The 25,112-nt window shown below is 72.0% G+C and carries 23 protein-coding genes; 8 read left to right on the top strand and 15 right to left on the bottom strand.

Going from position 1 to position 25,112, the window contains the following annotated elements; genetic code table 11:
• Positions 1–3: 3 nt before the first annotated feature.
• Complete coding sequence (locus tag ACP7BP_RS16505) at positions 4–444, top strand: VOC family protein (RefSeq protein ID WP_426246136.1); 441 nt, start codon at positions 4–6, stop codon at positions 442–444.
• Positions 445–497: 53 nt separating this feature from the next.
• Positions 498–893: a hypothetical protein gene (locus ACP7BP_RS16500; protein ID WP_426246134.1), complete on the top strand. Its 396-nt coding sequence runs from the start codon at positions 498–500 to the stop codon at positions 891–893.
• A 1-nt stretch (position 894) separates the two neighbouring features.
• Here ACP7BP_RS16500 and trmB read toward each other — a convergent pair whose 3' ends face one another.
• The 8 genes from trmB to ACP7BP_RS16460 all read right to left on the bottom strand — a co-directional run bounded on the left by trmB (position 895) and on the right by ACP7BP_RS16460 (position 9,518).
• Positions 895–1,614, bottom strand: a complete 720-nt coding sequence (gene trmB, locus ACP7BP_RS16495; protein ID WP_426246133.1) for a tRNA (guanine(46)-N(7))-methyltransferase TrmB — start codon at positions 1,612–1,614, stop codon at positions 895–897.
• Between the two features lie 136 nt (positions 1,615–1,750).
• Entirely contained in the window at positions 1,751–2,944 is a 1,194-nt protein-coding gene (tuf, locus tag ACP7BP_RS16490) for an elongation factor Tu (protein ID WP_426246131.1), read from the bottom strand.
• Between the two features lie 84 nt (positions 2,945–3,028).
• Positions 3,029–5,140, bottom strand: coding sequence for an elongation factor G (fusA, locus tag ACP7BP_RS16485; protein WP_426246129.1), 2,112 nt, complete (start codon positions 5,138–5,140; stop codon positions 3,029–3,031).
• 77 nt (positions 5,141–5,217) lie between these two features.
• Complete coding sequence (gene rpsG, locus ACP7BP_RS16480) at positions 5,218–5,688, bottom strand: 30S ribosomal protein S7 (RefSeq protein ID WP_426246127.1); 471 nt, start codon at positions 5,686–5,688, stop codon at positions 5,218–5,220.
• Between the two features lies 1 nt (position 5,689).
• A complete protein-coding gene (gene rpsL / locus ACP7BP_RS16475) occupies positions 5,690–6,064 on the bottom strand; it encodes a 30S ribosomal protein S12 (RefSeq protein ID WP_101526259.1) in 375 nt (124 codons plus the stop codon).
• A gap of 186 nt (positions 6,065–6,250) precedes the next feature.
• On the bottom strand, positions 6,251–7,540 hold the full coding sequence (locus ACP7BP_RS16470) for an MFS transporter (protein WP_426246125.1): 1,290 nt from the start codon (positions 7,538–7,540) through the stop codon (positions 6,251–6,253).
• Between the two features lie 10 nt (positions 7,541–7,550).
• Entirely contained in the window at positions 7,551–8,000 is a 450-nt protein-coding gene (locus ACP7BP_RS16465) for a MarR family winged helix-turn-helix transcriptional regulator (protein ID WP_426246123.1), read from the bottom strand.
• Positions 8,001–8,066: 66 nt separating this feature from the next.
• Complete coding sequence (locus ACP7BP_RS16460) at positions 8,067–9,518, bottom strand: NCS2 family permease (protein ID WP_426246122.1); 1,452 nt, start codon at positions 9,516–9,518, stop codon at positions 8,067–8,069.
• Positions 9,519–9,601: 83 nt separating this feature from the next.
• Between ACP7BP_RS16460 and ACP7BP_RS16455 the strand changes: the two genes are divergently transcribed.
• Positions 9,602–9,883, top strand: a complete 282-nt coding sequence (locus tag ACP7BP_RS16455) for a DUF2530 domain-containing protein (protein WP_426246121.1) — start codon at positions 9,602–9,604, stop codon at positions 9,881–9,883.
• A 16-nt stretch (positions 9,884–9,899) separates the two neighbouring features.
• Here ACP7BP_RS16455 and ACP7BP_RS16450 read toward each other — a convergent pair whose 3' ends face one another.
• Positions 9,900–10,682, bottom strand: a complete 783-nt coding sequence (locus ACP7BP_RS16450) for a DUF3027 domain-containing protein (RefSeq protein WP_426246120.1) — start codon at positions 10,680–10,682, stop codon at positions 9,900–9,902.
• Between the two features lie 67 nt (positions 10,683–10,749).
• Here ACP7BP_RS16450 and ACP7BP_RS16445 point away from each other — a divergent pair, with 67 nt between their 5' ends.
• Positions 10,750–12,207 (top strand): MFS transporter, encoded by a 1,458-nt coding sequence (locus tag ACP7BP_RS16445; protein WP_426246118.1) that lies wholly within the window; start codon positions 10,750–10,752, stop codon positions 12,205–12,207.
• A gap of 3 nt (positions 12,208–12,210) precedes the next feature.
• On the opposite strand, the gene ACP7BP_RS16440 is transcribed toward ACP7BP_RS16445, so the two are convergent.
• Positions 12,211–12,606 (bottom strand): cold-shock protein, encoded by a 396-nt coding sequence (locus ACP7BP_RS16440; RefSeq protein ID WP_426246116.1) that lies wholly within the window; start codon positions 12,604–12,606, stop codon positions 12,211–12,213.
• Between the two features lie 97 nt (positions 12,607–12,703).
• A complete protein-coding gene (locus ACP7BP_RS16435; protein ID WP_426246114.1) occupies positions 12,704–14,146 on the bottom strand; it encodes an HAD hydrolase-like protein in 1,443 nt (480 codons plus the stop codon).
• Positions 14,147–14,271: 125 nt separating this feature from the next.
• Here ACP7BP_RS16435 and ACP7BP_RS16430 point away from each other — a divergent pair, with 125 nt between their 5' ends.
• On the top strand, positions 14,272–16,386 hold the full coding sequence (locus ACP7BP_RS16430; protein ID WP_426246113.1) for a S8 family serine peptidase: 2,115 nt from the start codon (positions 14,272–14,274) through the stop codon (positions 16,384–16,386).
• Between the two features lie 42 nt (positions 16,387–16,428).
• Here ACP7BP_RS16430 and ACP7BP_RS16425 read toward each other — a convergent pair whose 3' ends face one another.
• Genes ACP7BP_RS16425 through ACP7BP_RS16415 form a run of 3 tightly spaced genes read right to left on the bottom strand, consistent with a single transcriptional unit; the run spans position 16,429 to position 19,801 of the window.
• Positions 16,429–17,730 (bottom strand): RDD family protein, encoded by a 1,302-nt coding sequence (locus ACP7BP_RS16425; protein ID WP_426246111.1) that lies wholly within the window; start codon positions 17,728–17,730, stop codon positions 16,429–16,431.
• A 17-nt stretch (positions 17,731–17,747) separates the two neighbouring features.
• Entirely contained in the window at positions 17,748–18,983 is a 1,236-nt protein-coding gene (locus ACP7BP_RS16420) for a hypothetical protein (RefSeq protein ID WP_426246109.1), read from the bottom strand.
• Complete coding sequence (locus ACP7BP_RS16415; protein ID WP_426246107.1) at positions 18,980–19,801, bottom strand: PP2C family protein-serine/threonine phosphatase; 822 nt, start codon at positions 19,799–19,801, stop codon at positions 18,980–18,982. The genes ACP7BP_RS16420 and ACP7BP_RS16415 overlap by 4 nt, the downstream gene beginning before the upstream one ends.
• A 78-nt stretch (positions 19,802–19,879) precedes the next feature.
• On the opposite strand from ACP7BP_RS16415, the gene ACP7BP_RS16410 reads away from it, so the two are divergent.
• The 3 genes from ACP7BP_RS16410 to ACP7BP_RS16400 are packed head-to-tail and all read left to right on the top strand — an operon-like array spanning position 19,880 to position 24,360.
• The gene (locus tag ACP7BP_RS16410) at positions 19,880–22,165 is read left to right on the top strand and encodes a helicase-associated domain-containing protein (RefSeq protein WP_426246106.1); all 2,286 of its coding nucleotides are present in this window, start codon (positions 19,880–19,882) and stop codon (positions 22,163–22,165) included.
• A 9-nt stretch (positions 22,166–22,174) separates the two neighbouring features.
• On the top strand, positions 22,175–22,702 hold the full coding sequence (locus tag ACP7BP_RS16405; protein ID WP_426246105.1) for a CGNR zinc finger domain-containing protein: 528 nt from the start codon (positions 22,175–22,177) through the stop codon (positions 22,700–22,702).
• The gene (locus tag ACP7BP_RS16400) at positions 22,702–24,360 is read left to right on the top strand and encodes a DNA repair helicase XPB (RefSeq protein ID WP_426246104.1); all 1,659 of its coding nucleotides are present in this window, start codon (positions 22,702–22,704) and stop codon (positions 24,358–24,360) included. Before ACP7BP_RS16405 ends, ACP7BP_RS16400 begins: the two co-directional genes overlap by 1 nt.
• A 24-nt stretch (positions 24,361–24,384) precedes the next feature.
• Here the strand turns inward: ACP7BP_RS16400 and ACP7BP_RS16395 are convergent, their stop codons facing one another.
• The gene (locus ACP7BP_RS16395; RefSeq protein ID WP_426246102.1) at positions 24,385–25,104 is read right to left on the bottom strand and encodes a GntR family transcriptional regulator; all 720 of its coding nucleotides are present in this window, start codon (positions 25,102–25,104) and stop codon (positions 24,385–24,387) included.
• Between the last annotated feature and the right edge of the window lie 8 nt (positions 25,105–25,112).

The raw sequence follows: 25,112 nt of genomic DNA, 5'->3' as shown, positions 1-25,112 counted from the left end.
CGCATGATCTCCAACATCTCCCTTGTCAGCGTCTGGGTCCGCGACATCGACGAGTCCCTCGCCTTCTACACCGACGTCCTGGGCTTCGAGGCTCGTGACGACATCACCCTCGGCGAGGACTTCCGGTGGTGCACCGTCGGACACCCCAGCCAGCCCGAGCTCCAGGTGCACCTGACCACCCCCAGCAAACCGCTCTCCGACGACCTCATCGGTGCCATGCAGCGGGCCCAGGCCGAGGGCGGCCTGCCCGGCATCGGCCTCAACGTCGACGACTGCCGCAAGACCTACGACGACCTGGTCTCCAAGGGCGTGGAGTTCATCCAGCCTCCCGAGGAGCGGCCGTACGGCGTCGAGGCGCTGATGCGCGACAACTCCGGCAACTGGATGGTGCTGGTCGAGCCCCGCGCCTACTCCGCCGAGGACTTCGACCGCGCCGACTTCTGACCCACATCCACGAGGCGATCGCCTCAACCGGTGACCCGGCGTACCGTGGAGGCGTGCTCGCCGGCATCCTCACGGTGCTCGCCGGCACCGCGATGCTCGCCGCGGTGCTGGGCTCGGTGCTGTACGCATCGTCGATCCTCCGCGTCCTCGTCCGGCTCGGCCGGGCCCTGGGCATCGTGGCTGAGCCTCGTCCCACGCCGGGTCCGCCCATCGACGTCATCTCGACCGACCTACGACGGTTGCGTGCCGCGGTGCTGCACCCCTGGCCCGGAGAGCCCCGGGTGCGGCGCGTCGCCACCACGGCGGCGTACGACGACGCGCTCAGGGACGCGTGCGCCGCGCTCGGGATCCCCGACACCCTCTCGCAGCTGCCGCCGGGCACGGACCGCGAGGCTGAGCGGCTCCGGGTGGAGTGGCTGCTCCACGAGCACGGTCTGGACGTCGCGTGAGTCAGAGGCGCCGGTAGGCGAGGTCGGTGATGGCGCGGCCGACCTCGGTGCCCTTGCGCTCGAACTTCGTGACCGGCCGCTCGGCCCATCGCTCCACCGCCCCACCGGAGAGCGCCGGCTCGTCGTCGAGCACGGCACGCATCTGGTCGGCGTACGCCGCCCAGTCGGTCGCCAGCCGCCACGTGGCGCCGGGCGAGAGCCGTGACGCGGCGAGTGCTGCGAAGGCCGGGTCGACCAGGCGCCGCTTGTGGTGCTTGGTCTTGGGCCACGGGTCGGGGAAGAAGGTCCACAGCTCGGCCAGGCCGGCCTCGGGGACGACGTGCTCGAGCATCCACACGGCGTCGACCGAGCAGAAGCGCACGTTGGTCGCGCCCGCCGCGGCCACCTCACCGAGACCCGCGGCGATGCCCGGCTTCCACACCTCGAGCGCGAGGACGTCGTGGTCGGGACGAGCAGCGGCGAGCACGCCCGTGGCCTCGCCGACACCCGGGCCGATCTCCACGATCAGCGGCGCCTCCCGGCCGAACCAGTCGGCGAGGGAGAAGTCCGCCGCGTCGACCGCCTCGTCGGGGATCACCCACTCCGCCGCGTGCGCGTCCCAGGCCTCCTGCTGGCTCGGCGTGAACCTGCTGCCGCGCCGCGAGTAGGACAGCACCTCGCGCATGCGGCGCCCGTCCGAGGTCAGCTTCTGGTGCGGGCGGGCCGGCCGGACATGCGTCATGCCTCGATTCTCCCATCGGGGCCCGCCGGGACCCATTCACCGATGGTCCGCCCAGCTCCGAGCTGCGTCGCCCGCCGGGAACGACAACGCCCCCGGACCGATGAGGTCCGGGGGCGGTGTGCGGTGGTTCAGTCGGTCACTTGGTGATCTTGGTGACCCGGCCGGCGCCGACGGTGCGGCCACCCTCGCGGATGGCGAAGCGCAGGCCCTCGTCCATGGCGATCGGCTGGATCAGCTCGACCGACATCTCGGTGTTGTCACCGGGCATGACCATCTCGGTGCCCTCGGGCAGGGTCACGACACCGGTCACGTCCGTGGTCCGGAAGTAGAACTGCGGACGGTAGTTGTTGAAGAACGGCGTGTGACGGCCACCCTCCTCCTTCGAGAGGATGTAGACGCTCGCCTCGAAGTTGGTGTGCGGGGTGGTGGTGCCCGGCTTGATCACGACCATGCCTCGCTCGACGTCCTCGCGCTTGGTGCCGCGGAGCAGCAGCCCGACGTTCTCGCCGGCCTGGCCCTCGTCGAGCAGCTTGCGGAACATCTCGACGGCGGTGACCGTGGTCTTCTGCGAGCCCTCGCGGATGCCGATGATCTCGACCTCCTCGTTGACCTTCACGACGCCCCGCTCGATGCGGCCGGTGATGACCGTGCCGCGACCGGTGATGGTGAAGACGTCCTCGACGGGCATGAGGAACGGCTTGTCCATCTCCCGCTCGGGGGTCGGGATGTAGTCGTCGACCGCCTGCATGAGCTCGGCCACCGACTCGCCCCACTTGGCGTCGCCCTGAAGCGCCGGGAAGGCCGCCACGCGGACGACGGGGATCTCGTCGCCGTCGAACTCGTACTCGGTGAGGAGCTCGCGCACCTCCATCTCGACGAGCTCGATGAGCTCTTCGTCGTCGACCATGTCGCACTTGTTGAGCGCCACGACCAGGGCCGGCACGCCGACCTGGCGGGCGAGCAGCACGTGCTCACGCGTCTGCGGCATCGGACCGTCGGTGGCGGCAACCACGAGGATCGCGCCGTCCATCTGGGCAGCACCGGTGATCATGTTCTTGATGTAGTCCGCGTGACCCGGGCAGTCGACGTGCGCGTAGTGACGCACCTCGGTCTGGTACTCGACGTGCGCGATGGAGATGGTGATGCCGCGCTGACGCTCTTCGGGCGCCTTGTCGATCTGGTCGAAGGCCGAGGCCTCGTTCAGGTTCGGGTACTTGTCGTGCAGCACCTTGGTGATCGCCGCGGTCAGCGTCGTCTTTCCGTGGTCGATGTGACCGATGGTGCCGATGTTGACGTGCGGCTTGGTCCGCTCGAACTTCGCCTTAGCCACTGGGGCTCCTCCTGGTTTGGGTTGTTACTTGACTCGTGGTGGGTGTGGTGCAGCCGAGGATCTGCGAAGAGCGATCCAGATGGATCACTCGCCGCGGACCTTCTTGATGATCTCGTCGGCGATGTTCGAAGGAACCTCGGCGTACGAGTCGAACTCCATCGAGTACGACGCCTGCCCGGAGGTCTTGGACCTCAGGTCGCCAACGTACCCGAACATCTCGGACAGCGGGACGAGCGCATTGACGACCATGTCGCCGTGACGCTCCTCCTGGGCCTGGATCTGACCGCGACGGCTGTTGATGTCACCGATGACCGTGCCGAGGAACGACTCGGGCGTGGTGACCTCGACGGCGAACATCGGCTCGAGAAGGACCGGCTTGGCCATCCGGGCGGCCTCCTTGAAGGCCTGGTTGCCGGCGATCTTGAACGCGAGCTCGGACGAGTCGACGTCGTGGTAGGCGCCGTCCTCGAGGGTGAACTTCACGTCGACCATCGGGTAGCCGGCGAGGATGCCGAACTCCATGGCGTCCTGGCCGCCCTGGTCGACCGAGGGGATGTACTCCTTGGGGACGCGGCCACCGCTGACGTTGTTGACGAACTCGTAGCCCGCGCCGGTGCCGGTCTCGGGGTCGATGTTGGGGCCGAGCGAGACGACGACCTTCGCGAACTGGCCGGACCCACCGGTCTGCTTCTTGTGGGTGTAGCTGTGCTTGGTCACCTCCTTGCGGACGGTCTCGCGGTAGGCCACCTGCGGCTTGCCGACCGTGGCCTCGACCCGGAACTCGCGCTTCATCCGGTCGACGAGGATCTCCAGGTGCAGCTCGCCCATGCCGGCGATGATCGTCTGGCCCGTCTCCTCGTCGGCCTTGACCGTGAAGGTCGGGTCCTCGTCGGAGAGGCGCTGGATCGCGGTGCCCAGCTTCTCCTGGTCGGACTTCGTCTTCGGCTCGATCGCGACCTCGATCACCGGGGTCGGGAACGTCATCGACTCGAGGATCACCTGGTGGTTCGGGTCGGACAGGGTGTGCCCGGTCTTGGTGTCCTTGAGGCCCATGACGGCGACGATCTGGCCGGCGCCGACCGACGCGATCTCCTCACGCTTGTTGGCGTGCATCTGGTAGACCTTGCCGATCCGCTCCTTGCGGCCGTTGACCGAGTTGACCACGGTCGAGCCGGCCTCGAGCTTGCCGGAGTAGACGCGGACGTAGATCAGCTTGCCGAGGTGCGGGTCGGTGGCGATCTTGTAGGCCAGGCCGGAGAAGGGCTCGTCGTCCGACGGGAGGCGCTTGATCTCCTCCTCCTCGTTCTTGGGCGAGTGGCCGATGATCGCGTCGATGTCGAGCGGCGAGGGCAGGAACTTGACGACCGCGTCGAGCAGGGGCTGGACGCCCTTGTTCTTGAACGCCGTGCCGCACAGCACCGGGTTGAGCTTGTCCGCCAGGGTCGCGCGCCGGATCGCGGCCTCGAGCTCCTCGACGGAGAACTCGCCCTCCTCGAGGAACTTCTCCATGATCTGGTCGTCGGCGTCCGACAGCGTCTCGAGCAGCTTCTCGCGGTACTCCGCGGCCTGCTCGGCCATGTCGGCCGGGATCTCCTCGACGGTGTAGTCCTCACCCATCGTGGTCTCGCCGCGCCAGACCAGCGCACGCATGCCCACCAGGTCGACGACACCGATGAAGTCGCCCTCGGCCCCGATCGGCAGCTGGAGCACGAGCGGGGTGGAGTTGAGGCGCTCGACCATCATGTCGACGCAGCGGAAGAAGTCGGCGCCGGTGCGGTCGAGCTTGTTGACGAAGCACATGCGGGGCACGGAGTACTTGTTGGCCTGCCGCCACACCGTCATCGTCTGCGGCTCGACGCCGGCGACACCGTCGAACACCGCGACGGCGCCGTCGAGGACGCGCAGCGAGCGCTCGACCTCGGCGGTGAAGTCGACGTGACCGGGGGTGTCGATGATGTTGATCTGGTGGTCCTTCCACCAGCAGGTCGTCGCGGCGGACGTGATGGTGATGCCGCGCTCCTGCTCCTGCTCCATCCAGTCCATCGTGGCCGCGCCCTCGTGGACCTCACCGATCTTGTAGGTGATGCCGGTGTAGAAGAGGATGCGCTCGGTGGTGGTGGTCTTGCCGGCGTCGATGTGCGCCATGATGCCGATGTTGCGGACCTTGTTCAGGTCGGTGGTGATGTCGACAGCCACAGGTAAGTCTCAGTCCCTCGGAAGTAGTGGGGCGGTGGGCGAGGAGTACGCCGCACGGGTGCGGCGCACTCCTCCCGTCACCAGCGGTAGTGGGCGAAGGCCTTGTTGGACTCGGCCATCTTGTGGGTGTCCTCGCGCTTCTTCACAGCGGCACCGAGGCCGTTGCTCGCGTCGAGGATCTCGTTCATCAGGCGCTCGGCCATCGTCTTCTCGCGACGGTCGGCGGCGTAGCCGACCAGCCAGCGCAGGGCCAGGGTCGTGCTGCGGTTCGGCTTGACCTCGATCGGCACCTGGTAGGTGGCACCGCCGACTCGGCGGGACTTGACCTCGATGCTCGGCTTCACGTTGTCGAGCGCGCGCTTGAGCGTGACGACCGGGTCGGTGCCGGTCTTCTCGCGGCAGCCCTCGAGGGCGGTGTAGACGATCCGCTGGGCAACCTGCTTCTTGCCGTCCTGGAGGACCTTGCTGACCAGCTGGGTGACGATCTGCGACCCGTAGACGGGGTCGACGTCGATCGGACGCTTCGGTGCGGGACCCTTGCGCGGCATATCAGCTCTTCTCCTTCTTGGCGCCGTAGCGGCTGCGAGCCTGCTTACGGTTCTTGACGCCCTGGGTGTCGAGGGTGCCGCGGATGATCTTGTAGCGGACACCGGGAAGGTCCTTCACCCGGCCGCCGCGGACGAGCACGATCGAGTGCTCCTGGAGGTTGTGGCCCACGCCCGGGATGTACGCCGTGACCTCGACGCCGCTCGACAGGCGCACGCGGGCGACCTTGCGGAGAGCGGAGTTCGGCTTCTTCGGGGTGGTGGTGTAGACGCGGGTGCAGACACCGCGTCGCTGCGGAGAACCCTTGAGAGCGGGGGTCTTGCTCTTGGACACCTTGTCCTGGCGGCCCTTGCGGACCAACTGCTGAATGGTGGGCACCTGATGGTTCCCTTTCGGTGTGCTGTCACGGACCGGCGCCTTGCCGGAACGGTGGAGTTGCGAGTGCTGCGATGTGCCTGGGACGTGGCGGCTGCTGAGGGCACGCCAGATGTGCCTGGTAACCCCAGACACGTTGATCGAGATTACCTGCCGCCCCTGACCCGGTCAAAACGCCGGACACCGGCCTCAGCCCGGGTACTGGGCCTGGTCCTCGGCCGGGGCCAGGGCCGCGGCTCCCCGCAGCGCCTCGCGGATGGTCAGGTGGGACGTCCGGAGGTAGACGACGAAGGCCACCACGACCCCGACGATGACCAGGACGCCGCCCAGGATGAGGCACCAGCGGGCGCCGTAGGTCTCCCCGATCCAGCCGATCACCGGGGAGCCGAGGGGGGTGCCGCCCATCACGATCGTCATGTAGAGCGCCATCACCCGGCCGCGCAGCAACGGGTCGGACTCGAGCTGCATGGTGGCGTTGGCGGAGTTGAGCAGCGTGATGGTGCACAGGCCGATGACCGGCGCGAACAGCGCGAACGTGACGTACGTCGGCAGCAGCCCGGCCACGATCTCCGCGGCTCCGAAGCCGAGCGCCGCCCCCACGAGCAGCCGCATCCGGATCCGGACCCGGCGCGCGGCGAGCAGGGCGCCGGTCAGCGACCCGACCGCCATCGCCGAGCCGAGGACGCCGAACTCCGAGGCGCCCTTGTCGAACACCTCGGTGGCCATCAGCGCGGAGGTGATCTGGAAGTTCATGCCGAAGGTGCCGGCGAAGAACACCATCACCAGGATCATCAGCATCTTGGGCTTGCTGCGGATGTAGGCGACGCCCTCGCGGAGCATCCCGGTGCTGCGGCCGGTGCGGAGCTCGGGTGAGTTGAGCAGGGCGGTGTCCATCCGCTGGAGCTGGAAGATCACCGCGAGGTAGGACAGGGCGTTGATGAGGATGACCCAGCCCGAGGCGACCATGCCGTCGCCCAGCAGCCCGATCAGCAGGCCGGCGAGGCCGGGACCCAGGATGCGCGCGGTGTTGAAGCTCGCGGAGTTGAGGCCGACCGCGTTGCTGAGATCCTCGGGGCCGACCATCTCGGAGACGAACGACTGCCTCGCGGGGGCGTCGAACGCAGACCCGATGCCGAACAGGAGAGCGAGCACGTAGACGTGCCAGGTCTCGGCGGCGCCGAGCACGGCGATCACGCCGAGCATCAGCGACACGACGGCCATCATCGCCTGGGTGATCTGCAGCAGGCGTCGCTTCGAGAAGCGGTCGGCGAGCACGCCGGCGTACGGCGAGAGCAGCAGCACGGGCAGGAACTGCAGGCCGGTGGTGATGCCTAGCTCGGTGCCGCTGTTGCCGGGGATCGAGAGCACCAGCCAGTCCTGCGCGACACGCATCATCCAGGTGCCGGTGTTCGACACGATGCTGCCGGCGAGGTAGAGCCGGTAGTTGTGGTTGCGGAGCGAGCGGAACGTGGGACTCAAGTCGTTGTGGTCAGTCTTCCTGCGCCAGTCGCTGGAGGATCGGGGTCGCCCGGCGCAGGACGGCCCGTTCATCGGTGGTGAGGCGGCTCAGCCTGAGGGCCAGCCACGCGTCACGGCGGTCGCGATCGGCCAGCAGGGTCGACCTGCCGGAGTCGGTCAGCCCGACGACGACCTGGCGGCCGTCGACCTCGTGCGGACGCCGGGTGACATAGCCACCGGCCTCCAGCGCGGTGACCGTGCGGGTCATCGAGGGCGGCTGCACCTTCTCGGATGCGGCCAGCTCGCCGATGGCCAGGTCGCCGTTGCGGTAGAGGCAGCCGAGGACGGCCATCTGGCCGAGGCTCAGCTCGTTGTCGGGGTGCCGCTCGACGGCCAGCCGGCGACGCAGACGCATCACCGACAGGCGCAGCTCGGCGGCCAGGCCCGCGTTGGTGCGGGCGACCTTCTCAACCGTGGACATGATACTTAGCGTAAGTCATTACCTCCGCTAAGTATTCCTCGCCGGCTGTCGCCAGCCCGCGTGAGGTCAGTTGAGCCAGGAGGACAGCGGGGAGATCGCGAAGTAGACGACGAAGAGCGCGGCGACGACCCACATCAGCGGGTGCACCGCCGAGGCCTTGCGGCGTACGACCTTGATCAGCACGTAGGCCAGGAAGCCGGCGCCGATGCCCACGGAGATCGAGTAGGTGAACGGCATCAGCACGATCGTCAGGAACGCCGGGATGGCGATCTCGAGGTCGTCCCAGTCGATGCCCTTCACCTGCTGCATCATCAGGAAGCCGACGAGCACCAGCGCCGGGACGGCCGCCTCGTTGGGGATCACCTTCACCACCGGGGCGAAGAGGGTGGCGAGGAGGAACAGCAGGCCGGTGACGACCGACGCGAGCCCGGTGCGCGCGCCCTCCCCCACGCCGGAGGCCGACTCGATGTAGGACGTGTTGCTCGACACGCTCGCCGCGCCGCCCGCGACGGCGGCGACCGAGTCGACGACGAGGATGCGCCGGATGTTGGGCGGGTTGCCCTCGTCGTCCAGCAGCCCCGCCTCGGCGCCGATGGCCGTCATCGTGCCCATCGTGTCGAAGAAGTCGGCCAGCAGGAGGGTGAAGATGAAGAGGCAGACGGTGACGACACCGGCGTTCTCCCACGACCCCAGCAGGCTGAAGTTGCCGAGGAGCTGGAAGTCGGGCACGTCGACGATCGAGTCGGGGATCGCCGGGACGTTGAGGTTCCAGCCCTTCGGGTTCACCCCGTCGGGGCCGACGGACGGGCCGATGTCCGCGATCGTCTCGATGATGATCGCCAGCACGGTCGTCACGACGATCGAGATGAGGATCGCGCCCCTGACGCGGGCGACGTACAGGCCGATGACCAGCGTGAGCCCGACGGCGAAGACGAGCACCGGCCAGCCCGCGAGCTGACCGCCGATGCCGAGCTCGACGGGCACCGGCCCGGCCCCGGTGCGGCGGACGAACCCGGCGTCGACCAGGCCGATGAGTGCGATGAACAGGCCGATGCCCACGGAGATGGCGACCTTGAGCTGGGCGGGTACGGCGTGGAAGACGGCCTCCCGGAAGCCGGTCAGCACGAGGACGAGGATGATCAGGCCCTCGATGACGACCAGGCCCATGGCGTCGGCCCACGTCATCTCGCTCGCGATGGAGAAGGTCACGAACGCGTTGAGCCCGAGCCCCGTGGCCAGCGCCAGCGGGAAGTTGGCGACCAGGCCCATCAGGATCGTGACCACGCCGGCCACGAGCGCGGTGGCCGCGCTGATCGCGGCGAAGTCGCCGCCCGCCAGCTGGTCGCCGTTCATGTCGGCGCCGGCCAGCAGGATGATCGGGTTCAGCACGATGATGTAGGCCATCGTCAGGAAGGTCACGATGCCGCCGCGCACCTCCCGCCCCACCGTCGACCCGCGTGCGGAGATCTTGAAGAAGCGGTCGAGGCCGCGGGACTGGGTGGAGAGCGCCTTGGTCACGGCGGCATCCTGACAGAGCGTGGCCCCGGTCCGCACGTCAGCGCGTGTGTACGACGGGACGCGCTGTTGCTAGCGTGCCGACCGTGGAACTGCGCGACGACCAGCCGAGGAAGCACGAGATCGGCAACCGGACCTACATCGTGGCCGATGTGGAGCCGCTCGACGTCGACGGCGTGCGCACCCTCGAGGTCGGCACGGCGCTGTGGTTCTTGGGCTTCCTCGCCCTGCTGCCGTTCTACGGCCGGCTCGACGACGACGGCCGCGTGTGGTGGCTGTGGACCTGCATGGCCGGCTTCGGCCTCGGGCTCTTCGGGCTGGAGTACTGCCGGCGGCGGCGCAAGGCGCGCGCCGAGCTCACCGCCTGAGGAAGGCGAGCCTCCCTCAGAAGGTCTCGAAGTCGTCGACGCTGAGGCTGTCGAACGCGTGCTCCGGCGGCGGCTGCGGCTGGTTCTTGCGGCTCAGCTTGACCTCGGAGTGCGCACCGCAGCCGTGGTCGAAGGAGACGACCCTGCCGTCGTCATTGGCGTTGCCGTTGGCGCACACGCCGAACATCTCCGCCAGCGGGCCGGCGATGCGGACCAGGAAGCCGCAGGTCGTGCAGCTGGCCGGGGCCGACTTCGCGAGGGGCGCCTCGGGGCCGCCGTCGCCGTCGTACCACCGCTGGGCGGCGAGGTCGCGACCCTCCACCGAGAGCGTGCGGACGCGGCCCAGGAAGAGCTCGGCTGCGACCTGGCGGACCTGCGCGGTGTCGTCGGGCTCGAGCGGGTCGTCGCCGAAGGAGTAGGTCGGGACCAGGCGGGGGTCCTCGTCCTCGACCGGCAGCAGGTCGCCGGGCGAGAGGTCCCCGGGCTGGATGCGCTCCCGGTAGGGGACCCAGCCGGGCGCCACGATCGCGTCGGCGCCCGGGAGCAGCACGACCTCGTTGACCGTGACGTCCTTCTGGCGCGGGGCGCGGGCGATGGTGACGGCCCAGCGCCAGCCGAGGTAGCCGGGGCGCGTGCACTCGAAGAGGTGCGTGACGACCTTCTCGGCCTCGACCTCGACCTCGTAGCCGAGGTGCTCGCCGACGTCCGTGGCCGGGACCTCCTCCAGCAGCACCGCGCGCGCGGCGTCCTGTGCCTTGACCAGGGTGGCGTCGGGCTTGGTGGTGAAGAGGGGGGTCACCCCCTGATCATGGCAAATGCAGTGTGGCGCTGTCTCCCCGGGCCACCCCACCCGGCAGGATGGGCGCGTGACGACGAGCGACCCGGAGCCCGACCGAACCGGTTCCGAGCGCGCTCGCGGGGCCGGCCGGGGCGTGGGGCGCGCCGTGGGCGCGGCCGCCCGGGTCACTGGGCGCGGCGTCACCGGGGTGGCCCGGGTCACCGGCCGCGCCGGCCGGTTCTCGGCCAGCCAGGCCCGGCGGGCAGCCCGGGCCGAGGGCGCCGGCGACTCCGGCCTGTCCCGGCTCATCGGCCTGCACGCCTGCAACGCCGCGGGCGACGCCGCGGTGGCGATCTCGCTGGCCGGCACCCTCTTCTTCCAGGTCCCGACCGGCGAGGCACGCGGCCAGGTGGCCCTCTTCCTCGGGCTCACCATGCTGCCGTTCGCGATCGTGGCGCCGCTCATCGGGCCCTTCCTCGACAAGTTCAGCCACGGCCGGCGCTGGGCCATCGGCTCGACGATGGCGATCCGCGGCTTCCTCTGCTGGGTGCTCGCGACGGCCGTGGTCACCAACTCCACGTGGCTGTTCCCCGCCGCGCTGGGGGTGCTCGTCGCGTCCAAGGCGTACGGCGTCACCCGCGCCGCCGCCGTGCCCCGGCTGATCCCCGCTGGCCTGACGCTCGTGAAGGCCAACGCCCGCACGTCGATGGCCGGCGTGGTCGGGGCCGCGATCTCCGCGCCGCTGGCGGCCGGGGCGTCGTACTTCGGGCCGGAGTGGTCGCTGCGCTACGCGTTCGCGGTGTTCGTGGTGGCCACCGTCCTGGCGATCCGGCTCCCGGAGAAGGTCGACTCCAGCCAGGGCGAGGGCATGCTGGTGCTGATGCCGGGCTCCAGCGCCGCGCAGTCGTCGTCCACGTCCGAGAGCGCCTCGACGGGCGCCTCCACGGGCACCTCAGCGACGACGACCACGACGCGGCGGCAGCGGGTCCGGATCCCGACGGCGGTCGCGCTGGCCCTGCGGGCCAACTGCGGGCCGCGGTGGCTGTCGGGCTTCCTGACGATGTTCATGGCGTTCCTGCTCCGCGAGAACCCAATCGATGGCTGGAAGCCGGAGTACCTCCTCGGCATCGTCATCGGCGCGGCCGGCCTCGGAAACACCCTCGGCATCGCCGCCGCATCCATGACCCGGCGGATCAACCCCGCGGCGACCGTGGTGGTCGCGCTCCTCGCCGACGCCGCGCTCGCCCTGGTGGCGGCGCTCTTCTACGGCGTGCTCACCCTGGCCCTGCTCGGGCTCACCGCCGGCCTGGCCCAGTCCCTGGCGAAGCTGTCGCTCGACTCCACGATCCAGCGAGACGTCCCCGACCGCATCCAGGCGAGCGCGTTCGCGCGCTCCGACACGACCCTGCAGCTCGCCTGGGTGATCGGCGGCTTCGTCGGCATCGCGATGCCGCTCATCCCCCGGCTGGGGCTGGGCATCGCGGCCGGCGTCCTCGTGGCCTGGTCGGCGTACGTCCTGGTCGCGCGTCGGCGGACGACGACCTGACCCTCAGAGCTCCAGCTCGTCGGCCAGCGCGCGCAGCAGCTTGGCCGTCGGCTTCGCCGTCCGGGCGTCGGGATGGCGGCCGTGCCGGTAGCCCTCGCCGACGTCGTCGAGCAGCCGGATGAGGTCCTCGACGATCGGAACCATCTCCTCGGGCTTCTTGCGAGAGGAGATGCGCTGGTTGCGACTCACCGACGCGGGCGCATCGAGGATGCGCACCTGCAGCGCCTGGTCACCGCGCCGGCCCTGGGCGATGCCGAACTCCACCCGGGCGCCGTTCTTGAGGGTCGTGACGCCGTCGGGCAGCGCGTCGGCGTGGACGTAGACGTCCGGACCGTCGTCCTGGGACAGGAAGCCGAAGCCCTTCTCCGCGTCGAACCACTTCACTTTGCCACTGGGCACTGGGCTGCCTCACTGTTGCGTCGTCGCGCGCGGCCCGTGCCGCGCAGGGGAAGGATATGTGCCGGGGCAACCGGCAGGCCACGCAGTTGCCGATCGGTCAGGCCAGCAGGTCGTTGAGGGACCCCGAGCGGAACCCGCGCGGATCCAGGTCGGCCTGGTCGAACCCCTCTGCGAGTACGGCGCCACGCACGGCCGCGCGCAACCACTCGGCGGTCAGCGGACCGTCGAGCAGCGCCGCGTCGACCTCGACCGAGGCCCGGTCGCCGAGGTCGCGCACCCGGAGGTTGCGGAGCCCGACGCCGGCCTCGTCGAGCACTCGGCGTACGGCTGCCTCGGCACGCTCGATGCGCCCCAGCCGATGAGGCGTGACCTCGATGCCGTAGGCGACCCGGCTGGAGAGGCAGGCCGCGGCGGGCTTGTCCCAGGTCGGGAGGTCCCAGCGGCGGGACGCGGCGCGGACCTGCGCCTTGGTGAGCCCGGCGTCGAGCAGCGGCGTGATCGCACCCCGCTCGGCCGCCGCGCGGATGCCCGGCCGGAAGCCGGCCACGGCGTCGTCGGCGTTGGTGCCGGTGGCGACGTGCCGGAAGCCCTCCCGGGAGGCGAGCTCGCCGAGCACCTCGGTCAGCTCGGCCTTGCAGAAGTAGCAGCGGTCGCCCGAGTTGGCGACGTAGCCCTCCCGCTCCATCTCGTGGGTGCGCGGCGTGACGAGCCGGACACCCAGAGAGGCCGCGAAGTCGCGTGCGGGGTCGCGCTCGGCCTCCGGCAGGGAATGGGAGTAGCCGGTCGCGGCCAGCACCCGGTCAGCGCCCAGCGCCCGGACGGCGGCGGCCAGCAGGAACGCGCTGTCGGCTCCCCCGCTGTAGGCGACCACGACCGACTCGCGCCCGGCGAGGTCGGCGGCCAGGGCGGCGAGACGGGTGTCGAGCACGTGCTCGTCGAGCCAGGCGGGGAACTGGGTGAGGTCGTCGAGCACGACGTGCGTGCCGGCCTCCAGCAGCTCCTCGCGCGTGCAGCCGCCGGTGAGCACCGACACGCTGGTCGCGCCGGCCGCGAGCGCGCCCTCGACGTCGTGGACGTGGTCGCCGACGTAGACGGTGGCGCCCCTCTCGAGCAGCACCTGCGCCTTGCCGACGCCCCAGACCTCACCGGCCACCAGGTCGACGTCGAGGGCGAGGTGGTCGACGTGCCGCTGGGCGTTGGGCGCGAACTTCCCGGTCACGAGGACGACCTGCCCACCGTGGCGGCGTACGGCGGCGATGGCGTCGTGGGCCCCGGCGAACGCGGGCACGGTGGTGATCGAGTGGTCGGGGTAGAGCGCCCGGAAGCGCTCGATCGCGGAGCCGACGGTGCCGTCGGGCAGGTGCGGGCTGAGCATCAGATCGAGAGGCGGACCCAGCCGGGCGGTCATCTCCTCGACGGGGAGCTCGACCCCCAGCTCGGCGCCGAGCGCCACGAGCGTGGCCCGGAAGCCGGGCACCGTGTCGATGAGGGTCATGTCCAGGTCGAAGCCCACGGTCAGCGGGACAGGACTGGCAGACATGGGTCCAGCGTAGGTCCGGCCTTTGATTCCCCACCATTCCCCTGCGAGCATGGACGGTTGGTCGGCACAATCGTGGGTCCGATCGGAGGGGGAGGCACGCAGTGGGAGCCATCAGCGCCAGCCCCGTGTCTCGACGACGCGCCCTCCGCGCTGCGCTCACCGCCCTGGCGGCAGCGTCGGTGGCCGCCTCGACGATGGCGCTCGCCCCGGTGGCCGCCGCCGACGAGGTCGGGCCCACCGGGCTCTACCTCGTCACGCTCGCCTCACCCGGCTCGTCGTCGCCCACGGCCGCGGCGACGGCGGAGCAGGACGCACTGATCGCCTCGGTGGGCGCGCCCGTCCCGATCTACCGGTGGACCACCGCGCTCAACGGCTTCGCCACGGAGCTCACCGCCGAGCAGGCCGCGCTCCTCACGGCCGACCCGGCCGTGGAGCTCGTCGAGGCCGACGCCATCCTGCCGCTCGCGGCAGCCCCGCGCAGCGCCTCGTCCGCCGCCAGCATGGCCAAGGCCACCCGCAGGCCTCGCGGCGGAGCCGGCGTGGTCGTCGGGGTCATCGACTCCGGCATCGCCCCCGAGAGCCCGGTCTTCGCCGACACCCCCGGTCTGGGCCGGGAGCCGGAGCGGTTCCTGGGAGCTTGCACCACCGGCGACGACTGGTCGGTCGAGCTCTGCAACCGCAAGCTGGTCGGGGCCAGCTGGTTCGTGGCGGGGTTCGGCGCCGACCGGGTCCGCAGCACGGAGTCGCTCTCCCCGCGTGACGTCATCGGCCACGGCACCCAGGTCGCGTCCGTGGCGGCGGGCAACGCCGGTGTGTCCGTGGCGGCCGAGGACTGGTCCGGCTCCTTCGGCGGCGTCGCACCCCAGGCCCGGATCGCGGCGTACAAGGCCTGCTGGTCGGCGCCGGACCCCACCGACGACGGCTGTTCGACCGCCGACCTCGTCACCGCCATCGACCGCGCCACCGCCGACCGCGTCGACGTGCTCAACCTCTCGGTGGCCGGCCCGACCGCCTTCGACACCGTCGAGCGAGCCCTCCTCGGCGCTACCGAGAACGACGTCGTGGTGGTCGCGGCCGCCGGCAACGACGCGCGCCGCCAGTACGCCGCCCACCCCGCGCCGTGGGTCACCACCGTCGGCGGGCTGGCCGGCTCCATCCGGGCCGGCCGCGTCGTCGTACGCCGCGGGCCCACGCTGGAGGGAGCCAGCCGCGCCGTCGCACCAACCGGCCGGGCGCGGATCCTGCTCGCCAACGATGTCGCGGCCTCCGACGCCACCCAGCGCCAGGCGAGCCAGTGCCAGCCCGGATCGCTCGACGCCAGCCTCGCGGCCGGTGCCATCGTCGTCTGCAGCCGCGGCGGGAGCGCCCGGGTCGAGAAGTCCCAGACGGTCAGGCACGCCGACGGCGTCGGCATGGTGCTGGTGAACCGTGATCGCGGCACCGTCGCCGACGACTTCCACAGCGTGCCGACCGTGCACCTCGAGGCGCGCCAGGCCCGGGTGCTGGTCCGATGGCTGCGCCGGCATCCCGGTGCCCAGGCGACCCTGCGACCCCTCGACCGGCCCACCGCCCCGCCCCGGATGGCCCGTTGGTCCGCGCCCGGCGACCCGACTGCCGGCACCGTCAAGCCCGACCTCGTCGCGCCCGCCACCGGCGTGCTCGGCGCCGTGCCGTCCACCACCGGCCGGCGCTGGGACCTGTTCACCGGAACCTCCGCCGCGGCCGCCCAGGTCAGCGGCGTCGCCGCCCTGGTGCGTGCGCGGCACCGCGACTGGACCGCCGACCTGGTGCGCTCGGCCATCGCCACGACGGCGCTGCCGATCGACGGCCCCGGCAACGGCCTGCACCAGGGCGCCGGCCGGAGCGTCGCCGCCGCTGCCGCCCGCCCCGGCCTCGCCTTCCCGGTCGGGGACGCCGCCTTCCGGGCCTACCTGACCGGCGAGCTGACCGGCGACGACCTCAACGTCCCGTCGATGCTGATCCGCGGCCACCGCACCCTCACCCGGCGGGTCACCAACGTGAGCAGCCGGCCGATGTACTTCTCCTCGAGGGCCGTCGGCTTCAACCGTCACACGGTCAGCGTGCGGCCGGCCGCCCTCACCCTGCGCCCCCACGAGTCGGCGACCTTCCGCGTCCGCGTCTCGGGACCGTCCGGGCCGCACCGCCTCGACGCGGGCCAGGTCGTCTGGACGAGCGCGCGCGGTACCACCGTGCGGGTGCCCGTCGTGCTGGTGCGCTGACCCTCGGCGGCATTGCCGCCCGATGGCCCCTCGCGGCGCGGGTCAGCGCTCGCGGCTGACCTTCATCTCCCGGTCGCCGAAGCGGACGGTGTCACCGTCGATCACGGTGGTCGGCTTGCCGGCCGTCAGCTCGCGTGCCACGCCCTTGCGCAGCAGCATCGAGCCGTTCGTCGACCCGCGGTCCATCACCACCAGGGCGCCGTCGGCCGCCGGGCCGAACTGCGCGTGCGTCTTCGACAGCGACATGTCGCCCGAGGACAGGGGTACGACGTGGCGCACCGGCTCACCGCCGCGCGGCTCGGGCCGCCGGCCGACCAGGGCCAGGCCCTCGACGACGAACGTCTCCCCGTCGTCGAAGGTCACCCGCCACCGCGGGATGTGGCGCTGAGGCTGCCCCGGGGTGGGCTGGGCGTTGGGCTGGAGGTTCGGTGGGACGCCCCGGTGGGCGCCGCGCACGGACGTGCGGCCGTCGTCGGCCGGTGGGAAGGGCGGGGCCGCCGGTTGGGCGACCGGCCGGGCGACCGGCTGGGCGACCGGGACGTGCGGCTGCGGGGCCCGGTGCAGGCGACGCTGCTGCGGCTCCGGCGGCAGCTGCGGCGGCGGGGGCTGCTGGCCGGGGAACGGACCGGAAGGCTGCGCCGGCGGATACGGCTGTTGCTGGGGCGGGACCGGCGGGCCGGGGTGCTGAGCGGGAGGCGGGGCCATCGGCTGCTGCTGCACCGGCTGGGGCGCCCGGTGCGAGGTCGACCCGCCGTCGGTGACCCGGGGCGCGGGTGCCGGGGTCGGCGCGGGCGGGAGTGACGGGGCGGGGACGAGCCGCATCGCGGTGAGGTTGACGACGTGCCGCGGCGCCTCGTCGGCGGTGGTCGGCTCGGGCGGAGCGGGGCGTACGTCGACCACGATCGCGTGCGAGATGTGGTCGTGCCACCCGCGGCGCCGGTGACCGCCGTCGGCCACGGCGGTCCAGGCCAGGGTGGCCAGGCCCAGCCCGAAGGTCGGCAGCGCAGACAGGCCGAGCACCACCGAGCGCAGCAGCGCCCGGCCGAAGCCGATGGGCGTGCCGGTGCCGTGGTGCACGACCCGCAGGCCCACCAGGCTCTTGCCGAGGGACGACCCGGTGATGCCGAGGACGGCCGAGAAGGCCAGCGTCATGAGCACAGCGACGCCGACGACGATGCCGACGCCGGTCCAGATCCGCTCGCCGCCCAGGAAGTACCAGCACGCGACCGCCGTCGCCACGTAGAGGCCCCAGACGACCAGCCGGTCGATCGCGAACGCGTAGAAGCGTCGCTCGAGCTCGGCGACGGGGAAGGTGGGCGGGGACCAGGTGTTGCGGTCGGTCATGTCGTGGACGTCCGTGGTCAGGGGTTGGTGACCTGGATGGTCACGCCGTCGCCGAGGTCGATGATGGCGCCCGGGATGAGGGACGCGGCGATGCCCGGCTGCAGCTCCTCGGGAGGCAGACCCGGCTGCATGAGCATGGTGCCGTTGGTGGAGCCGAGGTCGGTCGCCACCGACATGCCGTGGTCCACGCCGGAGCCGGGCCGGATCTCGAGGTGGGTGGAGGATATCTCGTGGTTGGGGCTCGGCACCGTGACCAGCTGCGGCTGGTCGGTCGAGGCGAAGCGGCGGGCCTCGGGGGCTCGGCCGATCAGGATGGCGCGGTCGACGTCGATGGTCTCGCCGCTGGAGAACACCAGCCTGGCGACCGGGCGCGAGGTCACGCTGGGCGCCGGCGGCTGGCCGGGGATCCCGGGGGGCTCCGCAGCGGCCGCCCCGCCCACACCGCCGGTGGTCGTGTTGCCGTCGTGGTCCCCCTCACCGGTGCTCGGGACGGCGGGCTCGTCGATCTCGGGGGCCGCGACGACAGGTGAGGGCTCAGGGGTCGGCACCGGCGCGGCGTACGGCAGGTCCTGCGGTGTCGCGGGCTGCTCCCCGGTCTTCTCCCCGGTCTCGTCGGCGGTCACCTCAGGCTCGGGTTCGGCCGAGAGCCCAGCCACGGGCTCGGCCAAAGGCTCGGGCATGGCCTCGGTGGGTGGCTGCGGGTCGGGCACGACCTGCGGGACCGACTCGGGGGTGGGCGTGGGCTCGGGCTCACGCGCCTCCTCCGCTACGACGCTCGAGGCAGCACCGCCGACCACGGCGCCGCCACCCCAGGTGACCCGCGAGACGCGGACCAGCCCGGAGGCCACGGCCAGCTCGTCACCCGCGGTCTCCGCCTCGACCTCGACGGTCAGCCCGGTGACACCGGTGAGGGTGCGCTCGCTCCAGATCGAGCCCTCGTCGGCGGTCAGCTCGACCGCCCCGTCCGCGGTGTCACAGCTGACCCGCGCCTGGCCGCGCACGAGGATCCGGGTGGCCCCGTCGACGTCGCCGACCAGCACGAAGCCCGCCAGGTCACGCAGGCCGGAGCCGAGCAGCGCGTCGAGGACCTGGTCGAAGCCGGCCCCGTCGTCGACCTGCTCCCACACCGCGGCGACCCGGGCCTTGGCGGACGGCGGCAGCAGCACGGCCATGCCCGGCCCGACCGCGGCGTACCAGGAGCCCGGGACGTAGCCGCGACGGCTCCCGATGTTCTCGTTCACGGCGTTGCTCATGGCAGGGCCCCCAGTTTCGTCTCGAGACTCTCGCGCTGGCGCACGAAGTCGAACGACTCGTCCGTCACCAATCCCACCACATCGACGACCACCGCCGTCGCGTTGTCGTGACCTCCGGCCATCAGCGCCGCCTGCACCAGGCCGTCGGCGGCGTCGCGCGGATCGTCGCTCTGCCGCAGGATGCGCCCGACCGTGGCGTCGTCGATCATCCCGGTCACGCCGTCGGTGCAGAGCAGGATGCGCTCCGCCGCCGCCAGCGGCAGCAGGAAGAAGTCGGGCTCGAGCGAGTCCAGCGCGGCGCCGAGCGCGCGGGTGATGACGTGTCGCTCGGGATGGTCCGCGGCCTCGGCGAGAGTGATCTCGCCGGCGTCCATGAGCTCCTGCACCACCGAGTGGTCGACGCTCACCTGGTCGAGCTCGTTGTCGACCAGGCGGTAGATGCGCGAGTCACCGAGGTTGGCGAGCAGCCACTTCGGGCCCCGCTCGTCCTCGACCAGGAGCGCGACCGCCACGGTCGTGCCGGCGTGGAGGCGGTGCCCGGCACGGGCCTGGGCCGTGGCGTAGTCGCGGATCCGCACCTGGCAGCGCGTCAGCGTCGCGACCACGGCCTCGGCGCCCTCGCGGGAGTCGTAGCCCTCGTCGCTGAGCCGGGCGAACTCCTCGATGACGATGCCGCTGGCGACGTCACCCCCGGCATGGCCGCCCATGCCGTCGGCGACGACGAAGAGCGGGGGCGCGACGAGGAAGGCGTCCTCGTTGACCTTCCGCACGTGGCCGGTCTCGCTGGAGGAGCCGTGGTGCAGGTCGACGGCCCTCATCGGCACTCCCTCTCATGACCACGACGGTGGCCGTGGTCGCCGCCTCCGGGGCGGAGGCTGACGAGTAGCGTAGGAGAGATGTCTGCCAACCCGCCGGGGACACCCCCACGCACCCTCGCCGACCAGCTGCGCAGCTGGTCGGACGAGCGGCTGGGCAACCTCCTGCGCGACCGGCCCGACCTCGCCACCCCCGCTCCTCACGACTCCGCCCAGCTGGCCTCGCGCGCCGCCACGCGCTCGTCGCTGCTGCGCGCGCTCGACGGACTGACCCGGCTGGAGCTCTCCGTACTGGATGCCCAGGTCGTTGCATCTCAAACCACCTACGACGAGCTCGTCTCGCTGGTGCACGCGGACCCGGCCGCGGTCCGGGCCGCCACCGACCGCCTCGTCGACCTGGCGCTGACGTGGGAGAGCCCGTCGGGACTGCGGCCGTTGACCGGCGTCGCCGAGGTGCTGCGCGGCGGGGCGGCTGCCGGCGTCAGCGGGCTGCGGCCGGTGACGGGTCACGGCCCCCACCCCGCGGCCCTCCGCGAGCGCATCGACCGGCTCACCCCCGCGGCCCGCAGCATGCTCGAGCACCTCACCGACCACGGCGGCGAGGGCACCACCGGGGCCGCCCGGACGCCGGGACGTCCCGAGGACGCCACCACCCCGGTGGAGGAGCTCCTCGCGCACGGCCTGCTCACCCCGCGTGGCCAGGGCGTCGTGCACCTGCCCGGGGAGGTCGGCCTGGCCCTGCGCGGCGGCCGCACCACGACGGCGGCGGTCGACGACGTACCCGCGGTGCCGACGAGCGAACGCGACCCCGCCCTGGTCGACCGGCTCGCGGCCGGCGCCGCGTTCGACGCCGTACGACGCGTGGAGCTGCTGCTCGACCACTGGGGCCTGGCTCCGCCGGGCGTGCTGCGGACAGGCGGGCTGGCGGTGCGCGACCTCAAGGCCGCCTCGATCGAGCTGCACGTCACGCCGGCGGAGGCGGGGCTGCTCGTGGAGATCGCCCACGAGGCCGGCCTGCTGGCGGAGTCGACGGACACCGACGGGGAGGCCGTCTGGCTGCCCACCGACACCTACGACGCGTGGTCGACCGGTGCGCCCGCCGTGCGCTGGGCCGCGCTCGGCCGGGCCTGGCTGGAGTCGCCGCGCCTGGCCGGGCTCGTCGGCACCCGCGATCCCGCGGGGAAGACCTGGAACGCGCTCGCCCCCGACCTCTCGAGCACCTTCGCCGCCGAGGCGCGCCGGATGGCCCTCGAGGAGCTGGCCGTGCTGCCGCCAGGGGCCACGCTCGCGGCCGGCACCGGCACCCCCGCCGTGGTGGCGCGGGTCGCCTGGCGGCGGCCGCGACGGCCGCCGTCGCGCGCCGACATGGTGGCGTGGGCGCTCGCCGAGGCCGCCGCACTGGGCGTCACCGGCTACGACGGCATCTCCAGCGCCGGCCGCCTGCTCCTGGCCGGTGACCTCGATGGCGCCGCCGGGGCGCTGGCGCCGCTGCTTCCCGAGCCGGTCGACCACGTGCTGGTGCAGGCCGACCTGACCGCCGTCGCACCCGGCCCGCTCGAGCCGGCGCTCGCCCGCACCCTGCACCTGCTGGCCGACGTCGAGTCCCGCGGCGGCGCCACGGTCTACCGGTTCGCGCCGACGTCCGTGCGCCGGGCGTTCGACGCCGGCTGGTCGGCGGCGGAGGTGCACGAGTTCCTCGCCTCGGTCTCCCGCACACCGCTGCCGCAGCCGCTGACCTACCTCGTCGACGACGTCGCCCGCACGTTCGGCACCCTGCGGGTCGGGCACGCCGAGGCGTTCCTGCGAGCCGACGACGAGGGCGCACTCACCGAGCTGCTGCACCACCCGAAGGCGAGCACGCTCGGGCTGCGCCGGCTCGCCCCGACCGTCCTGGTCAGCACGGTCCCGGTCGACGTCCTGCTCCCCCGGCTGCGCGAGATGGGGTCCGCGCCGGTGGTCGAGGCCCCCGACGGCACGGTGCGGATCGCCCGCCGCGACCTGCAGCGCGCGCGCACCCCGCGGCACCGCCGCCCGCCCGCCGTACGCACGGCACGGGAGGCGGCCACGGTGACCGCGGTCGTCACCGCGATCCGGGCCGGCGACCGGGCCAGCGCCTCCCGGCCGTCCCGGCCCGCCGACGCCACCAGCCCCTCGGACGCCCTGGCCGCCCTGCGGCAGGCGGTCGAGGCGAGCGCCACCGTGCTCATCGGCTACGTCGACAACCACGGCTCGTCGTCCGAGCGGCTGGTCGACCCGCTGCGCGTGGAGGGCGGGCAGCTCACCGCCCACGACCATCGCAGCGACGACACCCGCACCTTCGCGGTCCACCGGATCACGACCGTCCGGCCCGTTGCCGGCCGAACGTAGACTTGCGGGATGGACTTCCTGAGGTACGCCGAGTCGGCCGCGGCGCTGTTGAACGCCGACGTGGCCGACGTCGACGGTCTCCGCGCGCACCTGGCCGACCGCCAGTGGCTGCACCCGCAGACCAGCGAGCGCGACGTCGCCGTGCTGCGCCGCTTCGAGAAGGAGCTGCGGGGGGTCTTCGACGCCTCTGAGGACGGCCGGGTCGACGACGTCGTCGCCGGGCTCAACACGCTTCTCGGCGAGCACCCCATCACCCCGATGATCAGCGACCACGACCCCGCTCACCTCCACATGCACGTCGCCAACCGGGCCGCGACGGTCTCCGACCTGCTGATCGGCGAGGCCCTGATGGGGCTGGCGACGCTGGTCTGCGACCTCGGCCCGAGCCGCCTCGGCGTGTGCAGCGCGACGCCGTGCACCAACGTCTACGTCGACACCTCCCCCAACCGGTCCCGGCGCTACTGCTCGGACCGCTGCTCCTCGCGCGCCAACGTCGCGGCCTACCGCGCCCGTCAGAAAGCTGCCGCTACCGCCTGATGACCGCCCCCGACGGCCCACTCATCGTCCAGTCCGACAAGACCCTGCTCCTCGAGATCGACCACGAGCGCGCGCAGGACTGCCGCAAGGCGATCGCGCCCTTCGCCGAGCTCGAGCGCTCCCCCGAGCACGTCCACACCTACCGGCTGACCCCGCTGGGGCTCTGGAACGCCCGAGCCGCCGGTCACGACGCCGAGCAGGTCGTCGACACCCTGCTCTCCTACTCCCGCTACCCCGTGCCGCACGCGCTGCTCGTCGACATCGCCGAGACCATGGCGCGCTACGGCCGGCTCCGCCTCGAGAAGCACCCCGTCCACGGCCTGGTCCTGGTCTCCACCGACCGGCCGGTGCTGGAGGAGGTGCTGCGCGCCAAGCGCATCCAGGGAATGATCGGTGAGCGCATCGGTGGGCCCGGCGGCGACACCGTCGTCGTGCACGCCAGCGAGCGCGGCAACCTCAAGCAGGCGCTGCTCAAGCTCGGCTGGCCGGCCGAGGACTTCGCCGGGTACGTCGACGGCGAGGCGCACCCGATCGAGCTCGACGAGAGCGAGTGGCACCTGCGCGACTACCAGCGCGATGCCGCCGACTCGTTCTGGCACGGCGGCTCGGGCGTCGTCGTGCTCCCCTGCGGCGCCGGCAAGACGCTGGTCGGCGCGGCCGCGATGGCGCAGGCCGGGGCCACCACGCTGATCCTCGTCACCAACACCGTCAGCGCCCGGCAGTGGAAGGACGAGCTGATCAAGCGCACGTCGCTGACCGCCGAGGAGATCGGGGAGTACTCCGGGTCGGTGAAGGAGATCCGGCCGGTCACCATCGCGACCTACCAGGTGATGACGACCCGGCGGAAGGGCGTCTACTCCCACCTCGAGCTGTTCGACGCGCGCGACTGGGGCCTGATCGTGTACGACGAGGTGCACCTGCTGCCCGCCCCGATCTTCCGGATGACCGCCAACCTCCAGGCCCGCCGCCGCATCGGGCTGACCGCCACCCTGGTGCGCGAGGACGGCCGCGAGGGCGACGTCTTCTCCCTGATCGGGCCCAAGAGGTACGACGCGCCCTGGAAGGACATCGAGGCGCAGGGCTGGATCGCACCCGCCGACTGCGTCGAGGTGCGGGTCACCCTCCCCGAGGGCGAGCGCCTCGTCTACGCGACCGCGGAGCCCGAGGAGCGGTACCGGCTGGCCTCCTGCACCGGGCAGAAGCTCGACGTGCTGCGGCGCCTCGTCAAGGAGCACCAGGACCAGCCGACGCTGGTCATCGGTCAGTACATCGACCAGCTCGACGAGATCGCCGAGGCCCTGGGTGCCCCGGTGATCAAGGGCGAGACGCCGGTCAAGGAGCGACAGCGGCTCTTCGAGGCGTTCCGGTCCGGCGAGATCGGGCTGCTCGTGGTGAGCAAGGTCGCGAACTTCTCGATCGACCTGCCGTCGGCGGAGGTGGCCATCCAGGTCAGCGGGTCGTTCGGGTCACGCCAGGAGGAGGCGCAGCGGCTGGGCCGGCTGCTGCGGCCCAAGGCGGAGGGCAAGACGGCGCACTTCTACACCATCGTGTCCCGGGACACCGTCGATGCGGACTTCGCCCAGAACCGGCAGCGGTTCCTGGCCGAGCAGGGCTACGCGTACCGGATCATCGACGCCGACGACGTCACGACGACCTGACCTGATGGCGGTGCCGGGCGGGGCTCAGGAGTTCGCGCCGACCTGGACGTACATCGTGAAGCGGTCGTGTCGGTAGGCCGACCGCGACACCTCGACCGGCCTGTGGTCCATCAGCGCGCGCCGCGCCACGCGCAGCACCGGTGACCCCTTCGGCAGCTCGAGCTGCTCGGCCTCCTCGTCGGTGGCGATGTCGGACGTGACGGAGTCCTCGGCCCAGGTGGGCCGCAGGCCGCGGGCGTCGAGCGCGTCGTACAGGCTGGTGGGCATTCCCGACTGCAGGAACCCGGGGAGCAGCACCTCATTGAGGTAGGCGTCCTCGATGCAGATGGCCTGGCCGTTGCCCCTGCGGAGCCGCTTCCAGTGGATGACGGCGTCGCCGGCGGAGATGTCGAGGGCGCGGGCCACGCCGGGGCCGGCCTGCTCGCGTCGGGCCAGCAGCGTCTGGGACTCCGGGAGCAGGCCGCGCTGGCGCATGTCCTCGGTGAAGCCGGTGAGCATGCCGACGCGGCGGCGCGGCGGGGCGACGAAGGTGCCGCGTCCGGGCATCCGCTCGAGCAGGCCCTCGACCACCAGGGCGTCCATGGCCTGCCGCACAGTCATCCGGGCCACACCGAACTGCGCCACCAGCTCGCGCTCGGAGGGGGCGGGTGTCCCGGGCTCGGCGCCGGCGACCAGGTTCCTCACATGTTCACGCACCTGCACGTGCTTGAGCTCGCGCTGCACGGGTCCGGCTACCTGGGTCACCGGATCAG

Origin of the sequence: Nocardioides sp. LHG3406-4 (genome assembly GCF_049897745.1) — a bacterium.
Lineage (GTDB): Bacteria > Actinomycetota > Actinomycetes > Propionibacteriales > Nocardioidaceae > Nocardioides.
The sequence above is the reverse complement of the archived record's forward strand: the minus strand, read 5'-3'. Positions and strand labels throughout refer to the sequence as shown.